The organism is Mycobacterium sp. IS-836 (genome assembly GCF_001954275.1).
GTDB lineage: Bacteria > Actinomycetota > Actinomycetes > Mycobacteriales > Mycobacteriaceae > Mycobacterium.
The window spans coordinates 122,357-142,532 of record NZ_MBEU01000009.1 but is presented as its reverse complement, the minus strand read 5'-3'; the positions used below and the strand labels follow the sequence as shown (position 1 = coordinate 142,532).

The window sequence follows — 20,176 nt, the reverse complement described above, 5'->3', positions numbered from 1 at the left end:
CACCTACTTGGGTTGGTTCGGGACACCCGGGAACAACTGGCCCGTCGGCCCCGCGGTCACCCAGCCGCCCAGCTTCGTCACGAGATGCGGCGCGAAAACCGCGCCGTAGAGCACATTTCCGATGACGACGACGGCGACGATGGAAAGCACCGACGCTTGCAGACGACTCGTCGACCTCTTGTCGGCCCACGTCTCGATGACGTTTCGTCCCTCCGCGTCCGTCCGCCCGAGGAGGTAGGTGAAGACCATCATCTGGATGCCCATCGCAAGCGAGTCGTAGAGCGGGTACTGGTGTGTGGTCCCCTCGCGTATCGCGAGCCCGGGGATCACGCGGCCGTAATAGAAGACGCCGAGCTTCGCGCCCAGGAACCCGTTGAAGAGCAGCGCCCAACAGAAGCCGACGACGAGGCCGACGGTCAACAGCGTTGTGGGCCTGCGCCATTGGAATCTGGCGCTCAGCCATCGCCCGAGCGCCGCGCCCGTCACGGCGGGCAGCACGAAGTAGGAGATGTAGCCGATCGGAACGAACAAGGGCAGCCCACCCCACGTCATGTTCAGCGGCCACCACGACGGCATGCGGGGGATGGCGGGCGGGAACTGTGCGTACATAGCCCAGTCGTAGGGCGCCTCGATCCACGAGAACGAGATGGCCGAGATACACAGGAGCAGGAGCGGGTGCACACGGCCCTGGCGGACGCTCAGATACACACCTACCGCGGTAAATGCGATGCCCCCGACGATGGCGAAGCCACTGGCCGCCTGCATCAGCGGCGTCATCCCGGTGCTCATTGGTCGCGTCCTTGACCCCGGCGTGCTTGCGGGTCGTAGCGAAGCACCAAGCCGAATATCAGGACGATCAGTCCGAACAGCGTGCCGAGCATGATGACAGCGCCCACGTCCGCACCCTTTCGCAACGAGGTCGATACGGTAGATAGTGGATGCTATCTTAAAAGACGTGTCCCAGCGACCCTCCACGACCAAGACGCCGCCGGCTGCCACGCGCCGACCCCGTGGCGCCCCGCGCAAGCTCCTGCTCGACGCGGCGCGAGATCTGTTTGCGCGTCAGGACTACCGCAGCACCACGACGCGTGAAATCGCCCAGGCTGCCGGCGTCACCGAACACCTGCTGTTCCGCCATTTCGGTTCGAAGGCGGCGCTGTTCCGGGAGGCCCTCGTCCTGCCGTTCACCAGTTTCGTCGACGAATTCGGCCGGACGTGGCAGTCGGTTATCCCCGAGGAGACCAACGAAGAGGACTTGGCCGGGCATTTCGTCGGGCAGCTCTACGACGTGTTCGTCGAGCACCAAGGCCTCCTGTTGACGCTGATGGCATCGCAGACGCTCAGTGCGGAGGAAATGGCCGACGCCGGCATTGCCGACGTCAGGCGAGCGCTGAAGGTGCTCGGCCGGATCAGCGCCGAGGGCATGCATTTGCGTGGGATGCGCGCGGATCATCCTGACCTGCCTGCCCATTCAACGGTCGCGATGATCGCCGGCATGGCCGCATTGCAGTCGACGTACTTTGGGACCAAGCAGCCGTCGAGGAAGGTGATCGTCGAGGAACTCGTCCAGGCGATCCTGCACGGCTTCCTGCACCGGGGACCTCGAACGTGACTGCAGCGTCACGTTCGAGCCCCAACGTGACTGCAGCGTCACGTTCGGGATCGTGTCGGAGGTGGGTGGCACCCTGCCGCCATGGCGGAACCATTCATCGGCAGTGAGGCTGTGGCTGCCGGCATCGTGACCCACAGCCAGTTGCGGCGTCGTTACACGCGGTTGTACCGCGATGTCTATGTCGCCACGGACGCTGAGCTGAATCCGGCGGTGCGGGCCCGTGGCGCTTGGCTCTGGTCGCGCCGGCGCGGAGTTATTGCCGGGTTCTCGGCGGCCGCGCTGCACGGCAGCAAATGGGTGGACACCACCCGGCCGATCGACATCATCCACGACAACCGGCACCCGCAACCGGGTGTCCAGGTCTGGGGCGACAGGCTGGAGCGCGACGAGTTCGACCTGATGGACGGCGTGCCGGTGACCACCGCCGCTCGCACGGCACTTGATTTGGCCTGCTGGTATCCCACGACGACGGCAGTGGCCGCTATCGATGCACTGGTTCGCGCCACCGAGCTGAAGATCGCGGACGTGGAGTTGCTCGCGGCTCGATATGGGGGACGGCGTGGGCTTGAGCACGCTCGCGTGTCACTCGACCTCGTCGACCCCGGAGCGCAATCGCCGAAGGAAACGTGGCTGCGACTAGTTCTGGTGCAGGCGGGTCTGCCTCGACCACAAACACAGATTCCCGTTAACGACGAATTTGGGGCGGTAGTTGCGTACCTCGATATGGGTTGGGAGGACGTCAAAGTCGCCGTCGAGTACGACGGCGATCACCACCGCAGCGATCGCTCGCAATACAACTGGGATATCAGACGATTGGAAAGACTACAGGCTCGTGGATGGATCGTTGTCCGAGTGGTAGCGGCTGATCGGCCAGCGTCACGTTCGAGCCCCAGGCGTTAGGCCCGCGACGGCCGCAGCAGGCCCGAGGCAACGATCGCGACGGCCATCCACGCGGCCGCGTACCCGAAGGCGACCGCGGGCGAAACCACCGCGTAGAGCACGCCCGCGACGACCGTGGCCACCAGGTCACCCGTTGCCTGCACCGCCCCAAGCACACCGAATCCGCTGCCGCGCAATCGGTCCGGAAGCAACTGGGAAACGACGGCCGATTGGGTGGGTTCGGCCAGGCCGATGCCCGCTCCGGCGAGCGCGAAGCCTAGCGCGATGGCTAGTGCGCTGTGCGGGCCGACCGCAAACACCGCATAGCCGATGACGTAGACGGCCGCGCCGGTGGCGAATACCGTGCGTGGGCCGGTCCCGTCGTACCATCGCCCGGCGGCCAGCGAAGCCGCCGTGGCGACCGCGTTGTGGAGCGCGTAGATCAGGATCGCCAGCGACGTCGCCGCGGTCACCGTCCGGTGCGGCGAGGTGAGTAGCTGGGTGGAACGCAGGATCAGCAGAGTCGTTGCGACGTTGCCGAATTCGAACAGTGCGACCGGCAGCAGCGCGCGCAGCATACCGGCGTCGCGCAGGGCGCCGAACTCAAACCTTCGCCTGGCCGGTCGGCCGTCGGTGTGGTTGCGGCGACGGGCCTCTCGCGCGGCCACCAGGATCGCGGCCACCGCGAACAAGCCCGGAATTGCGGCGAGGTACAGCGTGGGGCGGATGCCAACCCAGGCCACCAGCCCGGCAGCGAGCAGCGGGCCCACCACCGCGCCCAGGTTGTCCCCGGCGCGTTCGAGCCCGAATGCCCTGCCGTGTGCGGACTCGGGTATCAGAGACGCCAGCAGCGCGTCGCGCGACGGCCCCCGCATGCCGCGAGACACCCAGGCGAGGGCACGCAGAATCCCGACCTGCCATATCGACACCGCCGCGCCGATCGCCCCGGTCGCCAATGCGGTGCCCAGGTAACCGGCCGACGAAACCCGTCCTCGCCGGTCGGGATCGTTGGCGATTGGTCCGCCGACGAGCTTCATTACGCCGATCAGGGCGTCGCTGATCCCGTCAATGACGCCGAGTGCGGCCGCCGAGGCGCCCAGTGTGCCGGTCAGAAAAGCGGGCAGCACCGACGTGGTGGCCTCGTGGCCCGCATCGGAGAAGAAGCTCGCCGCTCCCACCGCCCCTACGCCGGGGGTAAGCCAACGCCCGTCGTCGGCGTCGTCGATTACCGCGTCACGACGATCCTCGTCGGCGTAACCGGTCACGCGCTTTGATCCACCAGGACCGCGCCGTCGGGTCGATTCCCGAGCGTCTGCAGCGCAATCTCGTCACCCTGGGCCGTGAGGCGAACGATCTGGGCCAATTGCCCGGGGGCGTCGCACTGCAGATAGTGATCGGCGCTCGGAATCACCCAGTAGCGGTTTCGGCCGGGCTTGTCCTTCAGATACGCCTGCCAGACATGGTTGGGGACCCGCAGCGGCGAGACGTTGTCGTGCACGCCCCACACCACCGTGGTGTTGACTTCGCTCTTGGAAAGCGCTTCGAGCCAACTGGTTTCGTCGGCGGCGCGTTCGTTCAGGTACTGGATCGTATCGGGCAAGACACGGATCCCGTCATTATGGGCGAAACATTTCGCCAGCGCAGCGATCTCCGGGTCCTGCGCCGTCCGCCGCGGCATGAATGTGCTGGCGCCCAGGCCGGCCGCGAGCAGCTCCGGCGTCGTCGCCGCGGCGGTGGCGCGACCCGTGGCGGGGTCGAGCATCGCGGTTTGAAACGCGGTGAGGTTCGACAGGGGCAGATAAATGTTGGCGTTGGTCAAGATGAGGTCGACGGGCACGGCCGCTGGGCCTTGGGTTGCCAACATCTCCAGCGCGATCATGCCGACACTGCTGCCGCGATCGTGGGTGAGGATGCGGTATTGGCTCAGGTTCCACACCTGGGTGATCGCGTAGACGAGCAGGCGCGCGTCGTCGTACAACGAATAGACGTACGGCTCCGGGGGTTTGTCGGACAATCCGTAGCCCGGAAAGTCCAGCAGATAGATGTCGAACTCGGCGCTCAGCTCATTTGACAGGGCGAAGTAGTCGATGCTCGACGTCGGAAAGCCGTGCACCAGTACCAGTGCGGGTGCCCCGGGTGTGCCGCAGCGGCGGCTGAACACCGTGAGTTCCTGCCCGTCGTTGGCGGCGGTGGTCGACCGCCAACGAAGTTCGGTACTGCCCTTCTGCCACTCCGCGAAGATGTCCAAGCTGCCAGCATCCCAGAGGGAATCGCGGTTAGACAACACGTGTCACGGCCGAAATTCGCTCACGGGCACGTCACGTGAATCCCGAATGTCACCTGACGCGTGCTGCTTTGTCCGGGCGCTGACCCTTGGCCCGCCCCGGTCACCGTGTAGCTTTTGCCCTCCTTGCTCGCCTGGACCTGGGTCGGAGTCTGCACCGACTGGTAGGGCAACTGATATTGACCGTCGTCCACCTTGAGCGAGATGGCGAAGCCGTCGACGCTTGGCGGTTTCTCGTCCGACAGCGCCAGCGATATCGACGCGGCATCGTCATGCACGGTGATGCGGGTGGTCAGATCGCCCGACTCCGCCGGTGTCGCAGTGGGTTTCGCCGCCGAGGTACTGCAGTCGACTCTGCTGTAGATGGTGTGGGTGTGCTGGTCGAGCATGACCGTGGCGCCGGACACCGCCGCACTTGAGCTCGCCGGGGGCGCGCCACTCTTTGTGGAACACGCGGACAGGGCGGCCGCCAGAACAACGGCACCGACGACGATTTGTCTCACGGCCACGCTTCCCATCTGATCATGGTCCGCAGGGGGCCGGCGAACACGGGCCGTACGGCCGACGATCGCCACCGCTCTTCGATCAGCGGCGCCAGCGCACCGGTGACGGTGATTGGGTCGTCGTCGAGGTAAACGACGGTGATGTATTGGTGGTCCGTTCGCCAACCGCGCGGTAGCTGCCAGGCGCTAGTGGACCCGAATGTCCAGGCGCCCGCCGTGCCGGGCATGGCGAGCAGCGCCGGATAGTGCTCGGCGTGCAGCCATTGCAGCCAGTCGTCGGAGCGGCCGTCGGTGGGCTCCTCGACGATCAGCAGAACTCCGCGGTGCGGCCGGAACGGCACCACCTCCGCGGAAATGAGTGCGCGGGGCGCGGATTGCCACTGCAGCAGGCGCAGCCCGGCCACTTGCAACGACGGCCGGGTAGCGGGGAAGCGGCCGTTGTCGCGCAGCGTGCGCCCGAGTACGACGAAGTCGTCGAAGGTTTGTTCCACGGGGTCGCCGACCAGATAGTGCACGGCGTTGCCTACCTCGCCGAGCGGTCCGTGGGCCGCCAAGCGTTGCTCGGCGTAGTCGCCGTCGGCGATCCAGCGCAACCCGTGCACGATGCCCGGAAGTTGGTATTGCTCCGGCATGTGATCCAGCAGGTGCCAGCGCAGGTAGCTGCCGTCGTCGTCGGGTGGTGGCGCGGCGGTGAGGCTGAAAACGCCTGCCTTGACTCGGTTCATGTGGATCCTCCGGGAGCGTGCAACTCCGCGAGCGCGTGCAGATTCTCCAGGTAATGCTGCAGCGACGTGTGGGTGAACCAGGCGCTGATGATGGTCGCGCCGTGTGCGGCGGTGTCCGCGAGCACGTCGCGGGTGCGTTCCGGCTCGTTGATCGGGTCCAGCGGGCCCGCGGGTGGCAGGACGACGTCGAACCCGGGCTGAAGCTCAAAGCGGCCCAACCAGTCTCGGACCTGCTGTGGGCTCACGTTGAAGGGGGCCCAGCCGTCGGCGAGTGTCGCGGCCCGGCGCAGCGAGCGCAGCGTGCGTCCACCGATCCAGATTGGCACATGTTCCTGGACGGCGCAGGGGTCGACGACCATCCCGTCGAACGCATAGAACTCGCCGCGATAGGCCGGTTCGACGATCGACAGGGAGGCGCGCAGCGCCTGCAACGCATCGTCGCCGCGCGGTCCGCGATCGTCAAACGGCGCCCCGATGAGGTCGAACTCTTCTTTAAGGCTGCCCACGCCGACCCCGAGAATGAGTCGGCCGTTGCTGACTTTGTCCAGGGTGCCGTAGCGCTTGGCGATCTCGAGCGGGTGATGATAGGCGAGCACCAGCACGTGCGTGGCCAACCGTATTCGCTGGGTGCGTGCGGCCAGGTAGCCCAGCGTGGCCAGCGGATCCCAGTAACGCGTGCCGCGGCGAGCCCCTTCGGCAGCGGGCAGCGCGATGTGCTCGCTACAGGTCAGGTGGTGGTAGCCGAGTCGGTCTGCGGCTTCGGCAATCTGGGCCAGGTCGTCGATCGACGCGGTTTTCTCCCAATCGCCGCTGGAGCCGGGCAGCATCGTCACCACCGGCGTTGCTACCGCCAGCTTTGCGGCGCTCATCCCTGCATGTACCCTCCGGCGTCGACGGGAATCGATTGCCCTGTGATGGTTCGGCTTTCGTCGCTGGCCAGGAACAGCGCCAGGTTGGCGACGTCCTCGGGCGAGGAAATATCTTGCAGCGCAACTCCTTTGAGGGACTTTGCGCGCTGCGTCGCGAAGTCAACGCCTTGCTCATCGGCCATCCGTTGGACCCAGTCACGAAACAGTTCGGTGTCGATCGCGCCCGGCACTATGCAATTGCACCGGATGCCGTACGAACCCACTTCCAGCGCAACGGCCTTGGTGAACGCGCGAAGCGACGCCTTCGCGGCAACGTAGTGGGTTTTGCGGACCATGCCGGTGTAGCTTGCCGTCGAGGAGAAGTTCAGGATGACCCCGCGACGGCGCTGCAACATCGACCGGTTGAGCACCTCGCGGGTGCACAGCATCGCCGCCGTGACATCGATGGCGATCGTGGCGTTCCAGTTGTCCAGCGTCTGCTCCCAGATCCAGCGGTCCTGTCCGGGCGCGGCCGCGTTGTTGCAGAGGATATCGACCTGGCCGAACTCGTCGACCGCTCGCGTCACCATGGCGGCGACGTCACTCTCGTCGGTCACGTCAGCCCGCATCGCGATGGCACCGGGACCCGCCGCTTCGGCGGCGCTGTGGACCAGCTCTTCGCGTCGCGCGGTAAGCAGGACCCGGGCGCCCTCGCGGACGAACAGCGAGCCCATTACCGGCCCCAGTCCGGTGCTGGCCCCGGTGATGATCGCGACCTTGCCGGCCAGTCGACCCGTCATGTTTCGAGCCACTCGTGGATTCGCCGGGCGACGGCCTCCCAGCCGGGCTCGAGCATCATGTCGTGGCCCATTTTGGGAAAGAGCTCGGCTTCGACGCGATACGCACGCGCGGTGGCGCGGACTTCCCGCTGCGTGAAACAACCATCTCTCTCGGCGCCGATGACCAACAGCGGGGTGGTGATGCGACTTGGTCTGGGCAGGTTGAGGAACAGCATGTCGAGCACGTGCTTTCCGAGATTCTCCTCGCCGAGCTGTGCGGTGTAGCGCGCCAGGTCGGCATCGGGAGTGAGCTCGGAGAAGAAACTTTCGCGGGCCAATTCGGGTGTGGCACCGATGCTGCGCAGTGATTTGGTCTTCGCCAGTTCCGTTGCGGTCAACCACGGGTGGCGCCGGAACCTGCGCAGCAGGAATCCGGCGACCCCGCTCACGGGGACGGGAGCGAGCAGCACGGCGGCCGGGGCATCATGCGACTCCAGATACTTCTGCACGACGAAGCCGCCCATGGAGTGGCCGATGACGATGGGTGGTCTGGGCAGGCTCCTGGCGACCGAATCGACGTCGTCGACGAGATCCGCCATCGAACAAAATTGCATGCGCTTGGGTGCGGGGCTGTTGCCGTGCCCGCGAAGGCTCAGGGCCAGTGATCGGTAGCCCTTGTCCGCGAAGAAGTCGAGGAAATGCTCGTCCCAGCACCACGCGCCGTGCCAGGCACCGTGGACGAAGAGCACCGGCGCCTTGTCTGATTCATTTGATGGCCGCTTTTCGATCACTTCGAGCACGCCGCTGAGATTAGCTTTAGGCCACCCGGGGCGCGGCGGAAATTAGAATGTGACCGCTGCCGAGCCCGAGGAAGTGCTTCACCATGACGCCGGATTGTGAACAGCGCACGCTGGTCTTGTCCGCGTTTCCGGCCGAGGCCGACGCTGTGCTGTCGCACACCACGCTGGACCCCGACCCCGTGGTGGTCGCCGACCGGCGGCACTTTTACCTCGGCACGATCGCCGGCAAGAAGGTGGTCGTGGCGATGACCGGCGTCGGCATGGTGAACGCCACGGACACCACCGAGATCGCCCTGAACCGGTTCGCCGACCCGATTTCCATTGCCGCAGTGGTATTTTCGGGCGTCGCCGGTAGTGGCGGGCGCGCCAGCATCGCGGACGTTGCCGTACCGGCGCGGTGGACGCTGGACGAGGGCGCGACATTTCGTTCGGTCGACGCCCGCATGCTGGCCACGGCCGAGAAGCTGTCCGTCGCACTGGCCCACGTCAACCTGCCGCGGTACCCGCAGGTGCTCGTCGGCGGAGACGGGTGCAGCTGGGACAACAACAACGGCGCGGCGTTCCCCTGCATCCCGAACGGCGGCAACGTTTTCGGCTGCGAACCCGGCAGCGCGCCGGACCGGTCGCGCCTGCATACCGGCAATTTCTTCCAGGCGGCGCTGCCCTGGTTGAAAAAGGGTCTGCTCAGCAACCTGAAGATCAGGTCGGCGGCAGACCCGGCCTTCGACGCGACGGACATGGAGACCGCCGCCGCGCAGGCCGTCGCCGACGCACACGGCGTCCCATTCCTGGGGATCCGCGGGATCTCGGACGGCCCCGGAGACCCACTGCACCTGCCGGGATTTCCGTTCCAGTTCTTCCGCTACTACAAGCTCGCGGCCGGCAACGCCGCCCGGGTGACCGAGGCGTTCCTGCGGAGTTGGGGCGATTGAAAGGCCCTACGCGACATACGCGGGTAAAGCGATGTCGTCGCGGAATTCACGCCCGATGACCCAGTCGGCCAGCTGCGGGATGTTCAGCAGTTTGGACGCCCGATTGCGAGTCCACACGCCGAGCGACGTCTTTGGCGCGAACATGGAGGCGAATCCGCGCGCCGAGCGCTGCCTGGACTCGACGATCGGCCGCAGCTGGCGTTCGTAGCGGCGAAACGCTTCGGGGTGGTCGGCACGGCTGAGTTCGCCGGCCAGCACGTAGGCCTGCACCATCGCCAGTCCCGCTCCCTCGCCCGCCAGCAGGGAGACCGCGGCCGCGGCGTCACCGATGAGCGCTACCCGTCCCTTCGACCAGTGGTCCATGACGATTTGGCTCGTGCGGTCGAAGTACACCTCGGAGGCATCGTCGAGTTCGCGTAGGATTTCGGGGCATTCCCAGCCCGCGTCGCCGAAGACCCGATCGAGCGCGGCCTTGACCTCCGGCAAGCCTTGTGGGTCGGGACCGTTCATGTGCTCGGTGCTGAAAACGAAGAGAAACAAGGTCTTTTCGTCGCGCATCGTAAAGCGCGCGATCATGCGTCCGGGCGAGCTGAACGCGAGGTAGACGAGTTCGTCGCGCGGCCGATAGGCATCGGCTTCGAAGGCCGCCACTCGGTAGCCGAGGTCGGTCTCGAATCTGGATTGCGGGCCGAATACCAAACCGCGCACGGGCGAATGGATGCCGCCGGCGCCAACGACCAAGTCAAAACATCGTGACTGGCCATCGTCGAGTGTGACCTGGACGCCTGCGCCGTCTTGTGTGATGGCCGAAACGCTTGTGCCGAACAGGGTTTCGACATCGTCGCCGATCGCGCGATAGATCATGGCCGCCAGATCGCCGCGCGGCACACTGACGAACCGGCCATCGAGGTTCCGCCGGAAGAGATCCGCCGAAAAGCCGCCCACCCTCCGCGAGTGCCGGTCCACCAGCCGCACTTCCTCGACGGCGTACCCCGCCTCGTGCAATTCGGCGGTGAGTCCCATGCGTTCGGCGACGGAGTATCCGCCGCCCCAAAAGTCCACGACATAACCGCCGGTGCGGAGCCGCGGGGCCTTTTCGATCAGCGTCGGCTCGTGGCCATAGCGCCACAACCAGTAGGCGAGCGTTGGGCCGGCGATGCCTGCGCCGACGATGGCGACCTTCATGCGTACCCCTTCCAGCCAGCAGGGACGCTTACTACTATAGCACTATGCAATAGTTGCACTAGGAAATAAACGGGACTATTCGGAACCGCGGCTGACCGGGCGGCTTGGGACCGAACACCATTCGGACCATGACCCGGGGAACAGCGACGCCTCGCGGCCGGTTGCCGCGAGCGCGGCGATCACGACACTGGCGGTAACCCCCGAGCCGCAGTAGGCACCCAGCGGGCCGTCATCGGAGATGCCGCGGTCGGAAAGCGATTGCGCGAGCGCACGATCGCCGACAAACGTGCCGTCGGGGGCCAGCACCGCGGTGCTCGGCAGGTTCTTCGCGCCGGGGATGTGACCGGCGACGGGGTCGAGGGGTTCGACGTCGCCGCGGAAGCGTTCCGGCGCGCGGGCGTCGAGCAGTGTCACCGCTACAGACTGCTCGGCGGTCAACGTCGGCCGACCCCCGGCATACAAATCGTCGTGCGGCACAGTCACATTCCCCGGTCGTGGGTCGACGAGACCTGACTCAAGACCATGCCCGGCGGACCGCCATGCCGGCAGGCCGCCGTCCAGAATCCTTACGTTCGGCAGTCCCGCCGCGGTCAACACCCACCATGCCCGCGCGGAGCCGGCACGATTCCAGTCGTCATAGACCACGACCGTCGCGTCGGTCCGAATACCCCAGCGGCGCGCGGCGGCCTCCAGATCGCGTCCCGACGGGAGGGGATGTCGTCCGCGGCCGGCGACGCTGTGATCGCTGAGCTCGTCCTCGAGTGACACGTACACCGCGCCCGGGATGTGGCCCTCCAGGTAGGCCGTTCGCCCGTCGGGCTCGTCGAGCCGCCACCGCACATCCAGGACGGTGAGCGGATCGCCCGCGGCGATGATGTCGGCCAGCTCCGTGACCGTGATCAGGACCCGGTCGCGCGGTTGCACCGATCGAGCGTAACTAGGCGGTTCCCAGCGATGCCAGCATGCCCGCCGCCGCGCGCTGCCAGGTGAAGTTCTCCGCGCGGCGCCGCGCGGAACTGCGGCGGTGCCGCTCGGGTCGGCTGACGATGGCGCCGACGGCTGTCGCGATGGCGAAGGGGTCGTTGTCGGCCAGCGCGCCGCTGTCGGGCGTGACGATCTCGGTCAGCGCCGACGTGCGCGAGACGACGGCGGGCGTCCCGCACGCCAGCGATTCCAGCGCGGCGAGCCCGAAGGTTTCGTGCGGCCCGGGTGCCAGCGTCACGTCGGCCGTGGCGAGCAACCCCGCAACGGTGTGGCGGTCGTTGATGAAACCGGTGAAGTCGATCGGAAGACGGGCGGCCTGCCGCTGCAGCCTGGCCCGCAACGGGCCCTCGCCCACGACGACCAGCCGGGCATCGACGCCGGCATGGCACAGGGCGCCGAGCGCGTCGATGCTGCGGTCGACGCGTTTTTCCACCGACAGCCGGCCGCAGTGCACCAGCAGGATCTGTTCCGGTGTGGCCCATCGCCGCCGCACCAGGTACGAGTGCCGCCGCGGGTGGAAGGTGTGCAGGTCCACGCCCAGCGGGACGGTGACGGTGTTTGTCGCCCCGATGCGATCGAATTCCTCGCGAGCGAAACCCGTGGTGCACACCACGGTGTCGTAGTTGGCGGCGGTGCGCCTGTTGGCGAAGTCCGCGAACTTCTCCGCGGCCCGACGCGGAAGTATCTGTCCCACAAGGCGATCCAGGCGCTCGTGCGAGATCATCACCGTCTTGACGCCGAATTCGCGGCCCCACGGTCCCAGTGATCGCAGCGTCAGACGGTCGGAGACCTCCAGCGCGTCGGGTTTCAGCGACTCCACCAGCGCCTTGACCGGCCACGGCATCACCGCGCGGTAGCCGCCGGTAAACGGAATCAGCCTGGCGGGCAAGGTGATTCGTACAACTCCCGTCCGCAACTCGGTGTGCTCGGTGTGCGGACCGGGGACGATCAGAAACACCTCGTGTCCCGTGGCGCAGTATTCGGCGCCGAGCCGGTCCACCGCGGTGCGAAGGCCGCCGGAGCGTGGGCCATAAAAGTTGGCGACCTGTACAACACGCATACCGTGAGGACACCCGCCGCGCCTGTGCACTCAACGATGTGGAACCGACGGGTGCCTGAACAGTCGGTGAATTCGTCGACGGAAGGCCTGCTCGTCTCACTCGGCATGGCGACTGGCGAGAATCGCTGCGGTTTCGCGGTCGGCGGGCAGGAACGCCTCCAGCCGCAGCTCCGCGATGGTGACGTCGAGTGCCGTGACGAACGTCGAAATCGTTGCCACCAGCCGCACGTCGCCGTCGGGGGAGCGCAGGTGCAGCGGCACGGCGAAGCCCAGCGATTCGATCGGCTTGCCGCCCGGCGCCGGCAGCCCGTACGCCTCTAGTTCCTCGATGAGCGCATCGAGCCGTGGGTGCGGGCCACGCTCACGCAGACCATGCAGGATGTGTCGGCGCCAATCATCGAGATTCACGATGCGCGCCGCCATGCCCTCCGGATGCAACGCGACGCGCAACACATTGATCGGTGGTTCCAGCAGCGACTCCGACACCCCGTCGGTCAGTAGTCCAAAGGCGCTATTCGCGGCGACCAGTTCGCCGAAGCCGTCCATGACCATCGCCGGATACGGGAGGTGGCCGTCGAGGACGTGCTGCAGCGCCTCCCGCACGGGTTCCAGCAGCGGCGCGTCCGGCGGCGACTCGGGGTGCGCCGGCGCGAATCCCGCCGCCGAGAGCAGCGCGTTGCGCTGTCGCAGCGTCAGTTGCAGCGAGTCCGCCAACCTACTGACGATTTCGCGACCCGGCACTGATCGCCCCTGCTCCAGGAAGCTCAGGTGCCGCTGTGTGGTGCCGGCCTGGATGGCCAGGTCGATCTGGCTGAGCCGGCGCCGATTGCGCCATTCGCGCAGGACCGCGCCGAAGTCTTCCGGCGCCGAAACGGACATGCCAACAGTCAACTCATTTGCCGCGCTGGACGCTATTCCTTGCAGGGAATTGCCGTGCACCACTCCCGGCGACACGATCGCGATATGGATCAGCCAGTCTGCATTGGTGTCATGCCGCCGCTCGCCGCCGAGCCCTGGGCCGGTACCGATCTGCGTGGACTCCTCGACTTCGCCCGCGCCGTCGAAGAGCTGGGGTTCGACTCGCTATGGGCCAACGACTCGTTGGTGCGGCCCCGCATCGAGGCGCTGACGTTTCTCTCGGCAACGGCCGCCGTCACCGACCGGATCATTCTGGGCACCGCTGCGTTACAGCCGGTGCTGCGGCGGCCGGTGCAGACCGCGCAGGTGCTGGCTTCGATTGACCGGCTGTCGGGTGGGCGGTTGGCGGTGGCGGTGGGCGCGGGCTTCCCGGGACTGTCCGAGGTGGAATACGCCGCGTCGGAGGTGCCATGGGCCCGAAGGTTTGCGCGCCTCGACGACACCGTTGCGTTGTGGCGCCAGCTCTGGAACTCCAAGGAGCCCAGCTCTTTTCACGGCGCGGTGCTGCATCTCGACGACATCCCGGCCGGCATCACTCCCTTCAACGCGTCCGGTCCACCGGTGTGGCTGGCCGCGGACACCGCCGGCGCCCGGGCTCGAGCCGGCCGCTTGTACGACGGGTGGCTCCCGTATCCCCCGACGCCGCAGGGCTATCGGTCGGGTCTGCTGGAGGTGTGCGCCGCCGCCCAAGGTGCGGGCCGCGGCGCCGATGCCGTCACCCCGGCGTTGTTCGTCACCGTGCTGTTGACGGACGATGCCGACGGAGGGCGAGCTGCCTTGGATCACTTCGCAACCCAGACATATGGATTCGGCATCGACGTTGTCGAGCAGATCCAGACGTTCGCGGCCGGGACACCCGACGCCGTGACCGCCCGGCTGGCAAGCTTCGTCGACGCGGGCGCGCGGCATCTGGTCTGCCGGATAGGTGTACTCGGCCCCGATGGGTTCATCGAGCAGCTGCACCGGCTGCGCAGCGTAACGGTGGCGCTGCGATGATCATGCGGCCAGGGCCCGATCGCGACCAGACCATGATGGGCTTACTCGACGAATATCGTTCATTCGCCGAACTGATTGGCGCACTGGATGTTTCGGACTGGGCTCGGGTCACCCGCTGCGCGGGGTGGCAGGTGCGCGACGTCGCCGGCCACGTGGTGGGCCAGGCGCTCGACACGGTCGGCGGCACCATCGGCAGTCGCACGCCCGACGACCAAGCCGCGGCCCTGCGCGGCGAATCGCCTGAGGCGCTCGCGGGGCGACTGCGGAGCGCAATGGATTCACTTGCGCGCCTTGCGGAGGTGTTCGACGACGCGGCCTGGTCGGCGCCTATTCAGGTGCGCGGGCTCACGCTTGGGCAGGGCATGCACGCGCTGCTGAACGACGCCTATCTCCACGGCGACGACATTCGCGCCGCGCTGGGGCTGCCGTTCGATGCCGGGCCCGGGCTGCAGAGGAGCCTCGACTTCGTGCTCGGCGCACTGCAGCGCGATGACGGCGCGGTCGCGAACCCGGCCATCGAGCGGCTGTTGGGCATCTCGAGCGAGCGCTTCGAGCGGCAAACCGGCATGGGGCCACACGATTTTCTGCTCGCCGCCACCGGCCGAAGCGATCCAACGCGCCTACGGTTGCCCGCCTGCGTGAATATCTACCGCTGAGGCCTAGTCACATCCACCACTTTGGCCTCCCGCGGGAAGGGATGCCCGTTGTGCCCGCCTCACAGCGACAATTTCGCTGCCTCCCGCAGCGCCAGCACGCGTTGGTGGATTCTGTGTTCGGTCGAGCGCGGGATATACCCAGGCCCGTACCGGCCTCGTCCGATTCGGCGCGCTCTGTCGCGTGCGGTCTCCCAACGCAAGGCATCGGAAATGGCCTTTGATGCCCTGCCGCGGACGCGGAAGCCCTGCCGATTGAGCGCATCGATCATTTCGGCGATGGTCGTTCGTCCATTGTGGGCAAGGTGCCACGTGAGCACGTAACGCAATTCGATTCCGTGGAGCTCCATACCCGAACGATCGCGTGCCGGTATGACAAGTACTCAAGTTGTCGCTATGAGGCGGGCACAAAGGGTGCCACCTTTCCGGCGAGATTCGTGAGGCGCGTGTGACGTACACAGGACTCACTCGTCGTCGGCGGCGTTGAGCAGCTGCACTTCCTCTAGATCCATCTCGTTCTGCAACTCGCGCAGGACGATGTCGTCGATGACTTTTTGGTTGCGAAGCGCGGTGATTTCGCGGCGCTTGTGTTCGAGCACGCCGAGTCGCACCCGGCGGACCTTCTCCTTGCCCTTGAGCAGGCGGCTATTCGCCGAACCGTCCTCGGTGGCCTGGGCGAGCGCGGCCTTCTCCTCGTATTCCTTCTGCAGGCGCCGTCGTAGGTCGTCGCTGATGCCGACTTCGTCGGCGACCGTCGGCAGCGCGTCGAGGGCCGCTTGTACGCCGCGGGTGCGGGCCAGGTCCAATTCTTGGACGTAGGTGGCGTCGTCGGGGATCTTCGCCCAGCGGACCACGGCCGGCAGCGTGGTTCCCTGGACCAGGACGGTCACCAGGATGACGACGACCACGATGAAGATCAGCAGGCTGCGGTCCGGGAACGGCGCGCCGCTGAGCGTGGTCGCCGGGACGGCCACCGCCGCGGCCAGCGACACGGCCCCGCGGAATCCGGCCCACGCCGTGAGGAAGCGCTGGCGCCAGTTGACGCGACGGGTGCGTTGCAACTCGCGGCGGTCGATGAGGCGAATGAGAAGAGTGGTGACCTCGCCCCACACGATCCGGGACACGATGACCACCCCGGTGATGGCGAGAGCGAGATACAAGGCGTGGCGAAATCCGCCATCGACGCCCGCGATGCCGCGCAACGCGCCCGGGATCTGCACCCCAACGAACACCCATAACGAGCCGTTGAGCAGGAATGTCGCGATGTCCCAAAACCCATAGGCCGTCAGGCGGGAGCGGGCGCGGATCACCAGCGGCCCGGCGTACGCGAGCACCAGGGCGGACACCATGACCGCGACCACACCGCTGCAGTCGAAGGCTTGAGCCAACAGGAACGCCGCGAACGGTGTCAGCAGACTCAGGGCGCCCTCCTCCTGCGGCGCGTCGATTCGTTTGCGGATGAGGGTGGCCGCGCCGCCGACTAGCAGCCCGGCGGCGATGCCGCCGACGTAGGACAGGATGAACCGGCCGGTCACTTGCAGTGGGCTGATCGCCGATCCGCCGATCGCGACCTGGACGCTGACGGCGAACAGTACCAGCGCGGTGCCGTCGTTGATGAGGCTCTCGGCCTTCAGCACGGTCAGCTGGCGGCGCGGCAGCTTTTTGGCGAGGCCGGCCACCGCGGCGGCGTCGGTGGGGGACAGCACCGCACCCAGGACGCCGGCCGCATGCGGGTCCATGCCCAGCGAGCGCGCGGTCCACGACACGGCGGCCGCCGTCGCGATCACCAGGGCGACGCTGAGGATGACGATGATGCGCGCGTTCGCCCGGATCTCGCGAAAGCTGGTGTTGATGCCTTCCCAGTAGAGGATCCCGGGCAGGAACAGCAGCAGCACGACCTCGCCGTCGACATGCACATGACCGAAATGCGGGATCAGACCCATCAGTGCGCCGAGCAAGATGAGGAGCACCGGCGGGCCCACGCGATACCGCCGGCCGATGACCGTCCCCACGATGACGGTCGACACGAGCGCGACGACGAGTTCAAGGCCAAACACCAGCCCATCCTGCCGGACGCGCTCGGCCTGCGCCGCTTGGGGTTTGAGTCACACCCGCCCCACGGGCATCGTCAGGGAAGGGGCAGGTGAATTTCAAACGCGATAGCGCATGCGCTATCAGATTCGAGAGTCATGTGGGTGCCCGCAGACCGACTGACTCAGGCGAACTTCGGCGCCCGCTTGTTTACGAACGCGTCGATGCCCTCGCGGCCGTCGGGACCGTCGGCGCATGCCGCGATGATCCGGCCTTCGATCTCCATTTGCTCCTCGAGCCCATTACCGAAACTCGTGAGCAGTAGTTTCTTCACCGCCGAGCTGGAAGCTTTTGCGGCGCCGGCCATTTCAGCGACCAGCGAGTCGACGCGGGCGTCCAGACCGTCGTCGGGCACGACTTCGGTCACCAATCCCCACTGCGCCGCCTCCTGGGACGAGAGCCGCCGGTTGGTCAGCATCAGCTCCTGGGTGCGGCGGACGCCGATCAGCCGCGGCAGATAGTAGGACGAGCTGCCATCGGGGCTGAGCCCCGCCTTGGTGTAGGCCATGGTGAACGACGCGGACTCGGCGGCCAGCACCAGATCGCCGATCATCGCGAGGCTGAATCCCGCCCCTGCCGCGACGCCGTTGACCGCGATGATCAGGACCGCGCCCATCCGCGCGAACGTCGAGATCGCCCGGTGCAGGTCGTCGGCAAGGCGTTTGACGAATCGGCCGGGACCGAGCGGCGAGGCGGCCATCGCCTTCAAGTCGCCGCCGGCGCAGAAGAACCGTCCCGCGCCGCTAAGCACGACCACCTTCGTCTCGGGGACGTCGCATCGCGCTGCCGCGTCGACCAACTCACGCGCCAGCGTGTCGTCGATGCCGTTGGCTGCGTCCGGCCGGTTGAGCACAATTCGGGTGACGGGTCCGTCCTGCGCGAACGTGAGCGTGTCGTAGGTAGTCATGGCCCGGCTCAGCAGTCGCAGCAATCGCCGCAGTCGCAACAACAGTCGCAGCCATCGCAGCAGAAGATGCAACCGGTTCCGTCGCCGCCGCCGCGGCGCTTGGCCACTGCGCCGGGCTCTTCGCCCTCTGGGCCGGCGGGATTGCCGGGACCGAAGTTGATCGGTTCCTGCTGGCCGTGCGGCGTTCCGCTTTGCGCCCGGTAACCGGCGCCGGTGAAGGTGCGGGAGACCGCACGGCGCACCTCGCGCGTCAACAAGCGATGGGCCAGGCGCCCGTCGCTGAACTCCACGTCGGCAAGCGCCAATTCGATGCCGAGCACCGCGTCGTCGCATAGCGCGCGCGCCTCCGTCAGAGGAGTTTCGGTGGCGGCCAACGGATTCCACTTGCCGCGCGCCAGGTCGTCGCGGTAGTCCTCGACCGCGTCGAGCAGGTGCGCCACTCGCCCGAACAGCCGGCCGATCTCGCGCAGGGGCGCCTGGTTGGCCGGGCGGCCCGCCAGCACGGCGGTGTGCGCGAACGCTTCGGCGACCGCGGTCTCGGTGGGCTCGGTCACCGCGAGCAGCGAGCTGCCCGGCCCCGCCGTGGCCTCGAGCTCGGCCTGCCGGTCCATCGCGGCGACGAGCACGCCGGTATCGAAGCCCAGGTTGTGACCGGCCTCGGTGCCCTGACGCACCCACCGCTCGGCCACGCGACGCGCGGCCGGCCGCACCCCGACCGCGCCGACCACGCCGTCGCGGTCGTCGACATGATCGCGAACCCGAGCGGCGGCCAGCGCCAGCGACACCACCGCGGCCAGCCGCACACACTCACCCGTGGCAACGTCGGCGCGCCGCAGCCCGCGCAGCGGGCACCGCCCGGCTTTGCGGCGGGTCGGCTCGCCGGCGGACTGCGCCTCGACGAGCAGCGAGACCACCAGGCCGTCATAGTTGGTGGCGACCCGCGCGACCTGGCCGTAGTCGTCGCGCAGGGCCAGACACAATCCGCACAATTGGGCCGTCCACGCGGCCGCGAGCTCGTCGCCGAGCCGGTGACGGCAGGGCCGGATGATGCCAAACATGGACAGAAGCTACCTGACCTCGGGCTCGCAGGGTGGCAGGCTGGGCAGGGTGAGCGAGCTCGTGGCGGATTTCGAGGCTCAGCGCTCGCGCCTGTTCTGGTTGGCGTATCGACTGCTCGGGTCGGCGAGCGAAGCGGAAGACGCGGTGCAGGATGCATACCTGCGCCTCCACGCCGCCGACCCGGCCCACATCGAATCGCTGCCGGCGTGGCTGACCAAGGTCGTCACGAACCTGTGCCTCAACCGGCTCACGTCGGCGCGCGCTCGTCGCGAGGTGTATCCCGGCCCGTGGCTTCCGGAGCCGGTCCTCACCGACGACCGGGCACTCGGCCCGCAGGAAACCGCCGAGCAGCGCGAGTCGGTGTCGATCGCGCTGCTGAGCTTGATGGAACGCCTCAAACCCAACGAGCGCGCGGCGTTCGTGCTCCGAGAGGCGTTCGCGTACAGCCACTTCGAGATCGCCGAGATCCTGCAACTGTCGGAGATCAACGTCCGGCAGCTCTACCGGCGCGCGAGGGAACGGCTGGGTGAATCCCGGCAGCGATTCCAGCCGGACCGGGCGCAGTGGCGGTCGCTGGTCGATCGATTCTTCACCGCGGCCGGCGCCGGCGACGTGGGCGGACTCGTCGAAATCCTGACCGCCGATGCGACGTCCACCGCCGACGGAGGCGGCAAGGTGGGCGCCGCGCGGCGCACGATCCTGGGCCGCGACCGGGTGTCCCGCTACGTGGCGGGCGCGTTCGGCAGGAACATGCCTGAGCTCGGTCTGCGTCTGGATGTCGCCGACGTCAATGGCGAGCCGGCAGTGCTGGCATTCGACGGCGAGACGTTGGCCGCCGTCCTGTACTTCGAGATCAGCGGCCAGCGGATAGCGGCGCTGCGTGTGGTGGCCAATCCGGACAAGCTGAGATTTATTGCCGAGCAGTTGTCACGTCCGGCCGGGCTGCCCGGTTCATAAGGGT

Annotated in this window: 21 protein-coding genes and 1 pseudogene; 6 read left to right on the top strand and 16 right to left on the bottom strand. The window is 67.3% G+C overall.

Annotated features, from left to right (window positions below):
- Positions 1-3: 3 nt before the first annotated feature.
- A complete protein-coding gene (locus A5747_RS04020; protein WP_076122362.1) occupies positions 4-789 on the bottom strand; it encodes a spirocyclase AveC family protein in 786 nt (261 codons plus the stop codon).
- Between the two features lie 166 nt (positions 790-955).
- Here A5747_RS04020 and A5747_RS04015 point away from each other — a divergent pair, with 166 nt between their 5' ends.
- A complete protein-coding gene (locus tag A5747_RS04015) occupies positions 956-1,612 on the top strand; it encodes a TetR/AcrR family transcriptional regulator (protein WP_076122361.1) in 657 nt (218 codons plus the stop codon).
- Between the two features lie 81 nt (positions 1,613-1,693).
- Positions 1,694-2,512, top strand: coding sequence for a hypothetical protein (locus A5747_RS04010; RefSeq protein WP_076122360.1), 819 nt, complete (start codon positions 1,694-1,696; stop codon positions 2,510-2,512).
- Here A5747_RS04010 and A5747_RS04005 read toward each other — a convergent pair.
- The 7 genes from A5747_RS04005 to A5747_RS03975 are packed head-to-tail and all read right to left on the bottom strand — an operon-like array spanning position 2,509 to position 8,430.
- Entirely contained in the window at positions 2,509-3,756 is a 1,248-nt protein-coding gene (locus tag A5747_RS04005; protein ID WP_233147942.1) for an MFS transporter, read from the bottom strand. The genes A5747_RS04010 and A5747_RS04005 overlap by 4 nt on opposite strands.
- The gene (locus A5747_RS04000) at positions 3,753-4,739 is read right to left on the bottom strand and encodes an alpha/beta fold hydrolase (RefSeq protein WP_076122359.1); all 987 of its coding nucleotides are present in this window, start codon (positions 4,737-4,739) and stop codon (positions 3,753-3,755) included. Before A5747_RS04000 ends, A5747_RS04005 begins: the two co-directional genes overlap by 4 nt.
- A gap of 59 nt (positions 4,740-4,798) precedes the next feature.
- Positions 4,799-5,293 carry a lipoprotein LpqH gene (locus A5747_RS03995; RefSeq protein ID WP_076122358.1) on the bottom strand — a complete coding sequence of 165 codons (495 nt, stop codon included), beginning with the start codon at positions 5,291-5,293 and terminating at the stop codon, positions 4,799-4,801.
- The gene (locus A5747_RS03990) at positions 5,275-6,003 is read right to left on the bottom strand and encodes a hypothetical protein (RefSeq protein WP_076122357.1); all 729 of its coding nucleotides are present in this window, start codon (positions 6,001-6,003) and stop codon (positions 5,275-5,277) included. Before A5747_RS03990 ends, A5747_RS03995 begins: the two co-directional genes overlap by 19 nt.
- Positions 6,000-6,872, bottom strand: coding sequence for an LLM class F420-dependent oxidoreductase (locus tag A5747_RS03985; protein WP_076122356.1), 873 nt, complete (start codon positions 6,870-6,872; stop codon positions 6,000-6,002). Before A5747_RS03985 ends, A5747_RS03990 begins: the two co-directional genes overlap by 4 nt.
- Complete coding sequence (locus A5747_RS03980) at positions 6,869-7,651, bottom strand: SDR family NAD(P)-dependent oxidoreductase (RefSeq protein WP_076122355.1); 783 nt, start codon at positions 7,649-7,651, stop codon at positions 6,869-6,871. Before A5747_RS03980 ends, A5747_RS03985 begins: the two co-directional genes overlap by 4 nt.
- The gene (locus A5747_RS03975; RefSeq protein WP_076122354.1) at positions 7,648-8,430 is read right to left on the bottom strand and encodes an alpha/beta hydrolase; all 783 of its coding nucleotides are present in this window, start codon (positions 8,428-8,430) and stop codon (positions 7,648-7,650) included. The genes A5747_RS03980 and A5747_RS03975 overlap by 4 nt, the downstream gene beginning before the upstream one ends.
- A gap of 83 nt (positions 8,431-8,513) precedes the next feature.
- Here A5747_RS03975 and A5747_RS03970 point away from each other — a divergent pair, with 83 nt between their 5' ends.
- Entirely contained in the window at positions 8,514-9,362 is an 849-nt protein-coding gene (locus A5747_RS03970) for a hypothetical protein (RefSeq protein WP_076122353.1), read from the top strand.
- 6 nt (positions 9,363-9,368) lie between these two features.
- On the opposite strand, the gene A5747_RS03965 is transcribed toward A5747_RS03970, so the two are convergent.
- The 4 genes from A5747_RS03965 to A5747_RS03950 form a co-directional block, all read right to left on the bottom strand.
- Positions 9,369-10,547: an FAD-binding domain gene (locus A5747_RS03965; RefSeq protein WP_076122352.1), complete on the bottom strand. Its 1,179-nt coding sequence runs from the start codon at positions 10,545-10,547 to the stop codon at positions 9,369-9,371.
- A 75-nt stretch (positions 10,548-10,622) separates the two neighbouring features.
- On the bottom strand, positions 10,623-11,471 hold the full coding sequence (locus A5747_RS03960) for a sulfurtransferase (RefSeq protein ID WP_076122351.1): 849 nt from the start codon (positions 11,469-11,471) through the stop codon (positions 10,623-10,625).
- A gap of 13 nt (positions 11,472-11,484) precedes the next feature.
- On the bottom strand, positions 11,485-12,591 hold the full coding sequence (locus tag A5747_RS03955) for a glycosyltransferase (protein ID WP_076122350.1): 1,107 nt from the start codon (positions 12,589-12,591) through the stop codon (positions 11,485-11,487).
- Between the two features lie 96 nt (positions 12,592-12,687).
- Entirely contained in the window at positions 12,688-13,470 is a 783-nt protein-coding gene (locus A5747_RS03950) for a helix-turn-helix domain-containing protein (RefSeq protein ID WP_076122349.1), read from the bottom strand.
- Between the two features lie 84 nt (positions 13,471-13,554).
- Here A5747_RS03950 and A5747_RS03945 point away from each other — a divergent pair, with 84 nt between their 5' ends.
- Positions 13,555-14,505 carry an LLM class flavin-dependent oxidoreductase gene (locus A5747_RS03945; RefSeq protein WP_076122348.1) on the top strand — a complete coding sequence of 317 codons (951 nt, stop codon included), beginning with the start codon at positions 13,555-13,557 and terminating at the stop codon, positions 14,503-14,505.
- A gap of 35 nt (positions 14,506-14,540) precedes the next feature.
- Positions 14,541-15,161, top strand: coding sequence for a maleylpyruvate isomerase family mycothiol-dependent enzyme (locus tag A5747_RS03940; RefSeq protein WP_233147941.1), 621 nt, complete (start codon positions 14,541-14,543; stop codon positions 15,159-15,161).
- A 7-nt stretch (positions 15,162-15,168) separates the two neighbouring features.
- On the opposite strand, the pseudogene A5747_RS25345 reads toward A5747_RS03940, so the two are convergent.
- From A5747_RS25345 to A5747_RS03920, 4 genes and pseudogenes are all read right to left on the bottom strand, one after another.
- Positions 15,169-15,508: pseudogene (locus A5747_RS25345) on the bottom strand (hypothetical protein).
- A gap of 114 nt (positions 15,509-15,622) precedes the next feature.
- Positions 15,623-17,215: a Na+/H+ antiporter gene (locus A5747_RS03930; RefSeq protein ID WP_076122346.1), complete on the bottom strand. Its 1,593-nt coding sequence runs from the start codon at positions 17,213-17,215 to the stop codon at positions 15,623-15,625.
- Positions 17,216-17,373: 158 nt separating this feature from the next.
- A complete protein-coding gene (locus A5747_RS03925; protein WP_076122345.1) occupies positions 17,374-18,156 on the bottom strand; it encodes an enoyl-CoA hydratase/isomerase family protein in 783 nt (260 codons plus the stop codon).
- Between the two features lie 8 nt (positions 18,157-18,164).
- Entirely contained in the window at positions 18,165-19,214 is a 1,050-nt protein-coding gene (locus tag A5747_RS03920) for a DUF5685 family protein (protein WP_076122344.1), read from the bottom strand.
- Between the two features lie 49 nt (positions 19,215-19,263).
- On the opposite strand from A5747_RS03920, the gene A5747_RS03915 reads away from it, so the two are divergent.
- Positions 19,264-20,172 carry an RNA polymerase sigma-70 factor gene (locus A5747_RS03915; protein ID WP_076122432.1) on the top strand — a complete coding sequence of 303 codons (909 nt, stop codon included), beginning with the start codon at positions 19,264-19,266 and terminating at the stop codon, positions 20,170-20,172.
- Positions 20,173-20,176: the final 4 nt, after the last annotated feature.

What these genes read in the sequence shown, in the direction of transcription:
- A5747_RS03965 (WP_076122352.1), bottom strand. Translation starts at nt 10,547, where the DNA reads ATGAAGGTCGCCATCGTCGGCGCAGGCATCGCCGGCCCAACGCTCGCC.
- A5747_RS03980 (WP_076122355.1), bottom strand. Translation starts at nt 7,651, where the DNA reads ATGACGGGTCGACTGGCCGGCAAGGTCGCGATCATCACCGGGGCCAGC.
- A5747_RS03940 (WP_233147941.1), top strand. Translation starts at nt 14,541, where the DNA reads ATGGGCTTACTCGACGAATATCGTTCATTCGCCGAACTGATTGGCGCA.
- A5747_RS03985 (WP_076122356.1), bottom strand. Translation starts at nt 6,872, where the DNA reads ATGAGCGCCGCAAAGCTGGCGGTAGCAACGCCGGTGGTGACGATGCTG.
- A5747_RS04010 (WP_076122360.1), top strand. Translation starts at nt 1,694, where the DNA reads ATGGCGGAACCATTCATCGGCAGTGAGGCTGTGGCTGCCGGCATCGTG.
- A5747_RS03970 (WP_076122353.1), top strand. Translation starts at nt 8,514, where the DNA reads ATGACGCCGGATTGTGAACAGCGCACGCTGGTCTTGTCCGCGTTTCCG.
- A5747_RS03995 (WP_076122358.1), bottom strand. Translation starts at nt 5,293, where the DNA reads ATGGGAAGCGTGGCCGTGAGACAAATCGTCGTCGGTGCCGTTGTTCTG.
- A5747_RS03955 (WP_076122350.1), bottom strand. Translation starts at nt 12,591, where the DNA reads ATGCGTGTTGTACAGGTCGCCAACTTTTATGGCCCACGCTCCGGCGGC.
- A5747_RS04020 (WP_076122362.1), bottom strand. Translation starts at nt 789, where the DNA reads ATGAGCACCGGGATGACGCCGCTGATGCAGGCGGCCAGTGGCTTCGCC.
- A5747_RS03920 (WP_076122344.1), bottom strand. Translation starts at nt 19,214, where the DNA reads ATGTTTGGCATCATCCGGCCCTGCCGTCACCGGCTCGGCGACGAGCTC.
- A5747_RS03925 (WP_076122345.1), bottom strand. Translation starts at nt 18,156, where the DNA reads ATGACTACCTACGACACGCTCACGTTCGCGCAGGACGGACCCGTCACC.
- A5747_RS03990 (WP_076122357.1), bottom strand. Translation starts at nt 6,003, where the DNA reads ATGAACCGAGTCAAGGCAGGCGTTTTCAGCCTCACCGCCGCGCCACCA.
- A5747_RS03945 (WP_076122348.1), top strand. Translation starts at nt 13,555, where the DNA reads ATGGATCAGCCAGTCTGCATTGGTGTCATGCCGCCGCTCGCCGCCGAG.
- A5747_RS03950 (WP_076122349.1), bottom strand. Translation starts at nt 13,470, where the DNA reads ATGTCCGTTTCGGCGCCGGAAGACTTCGGCGCGGTCCTGCGCGAATGG.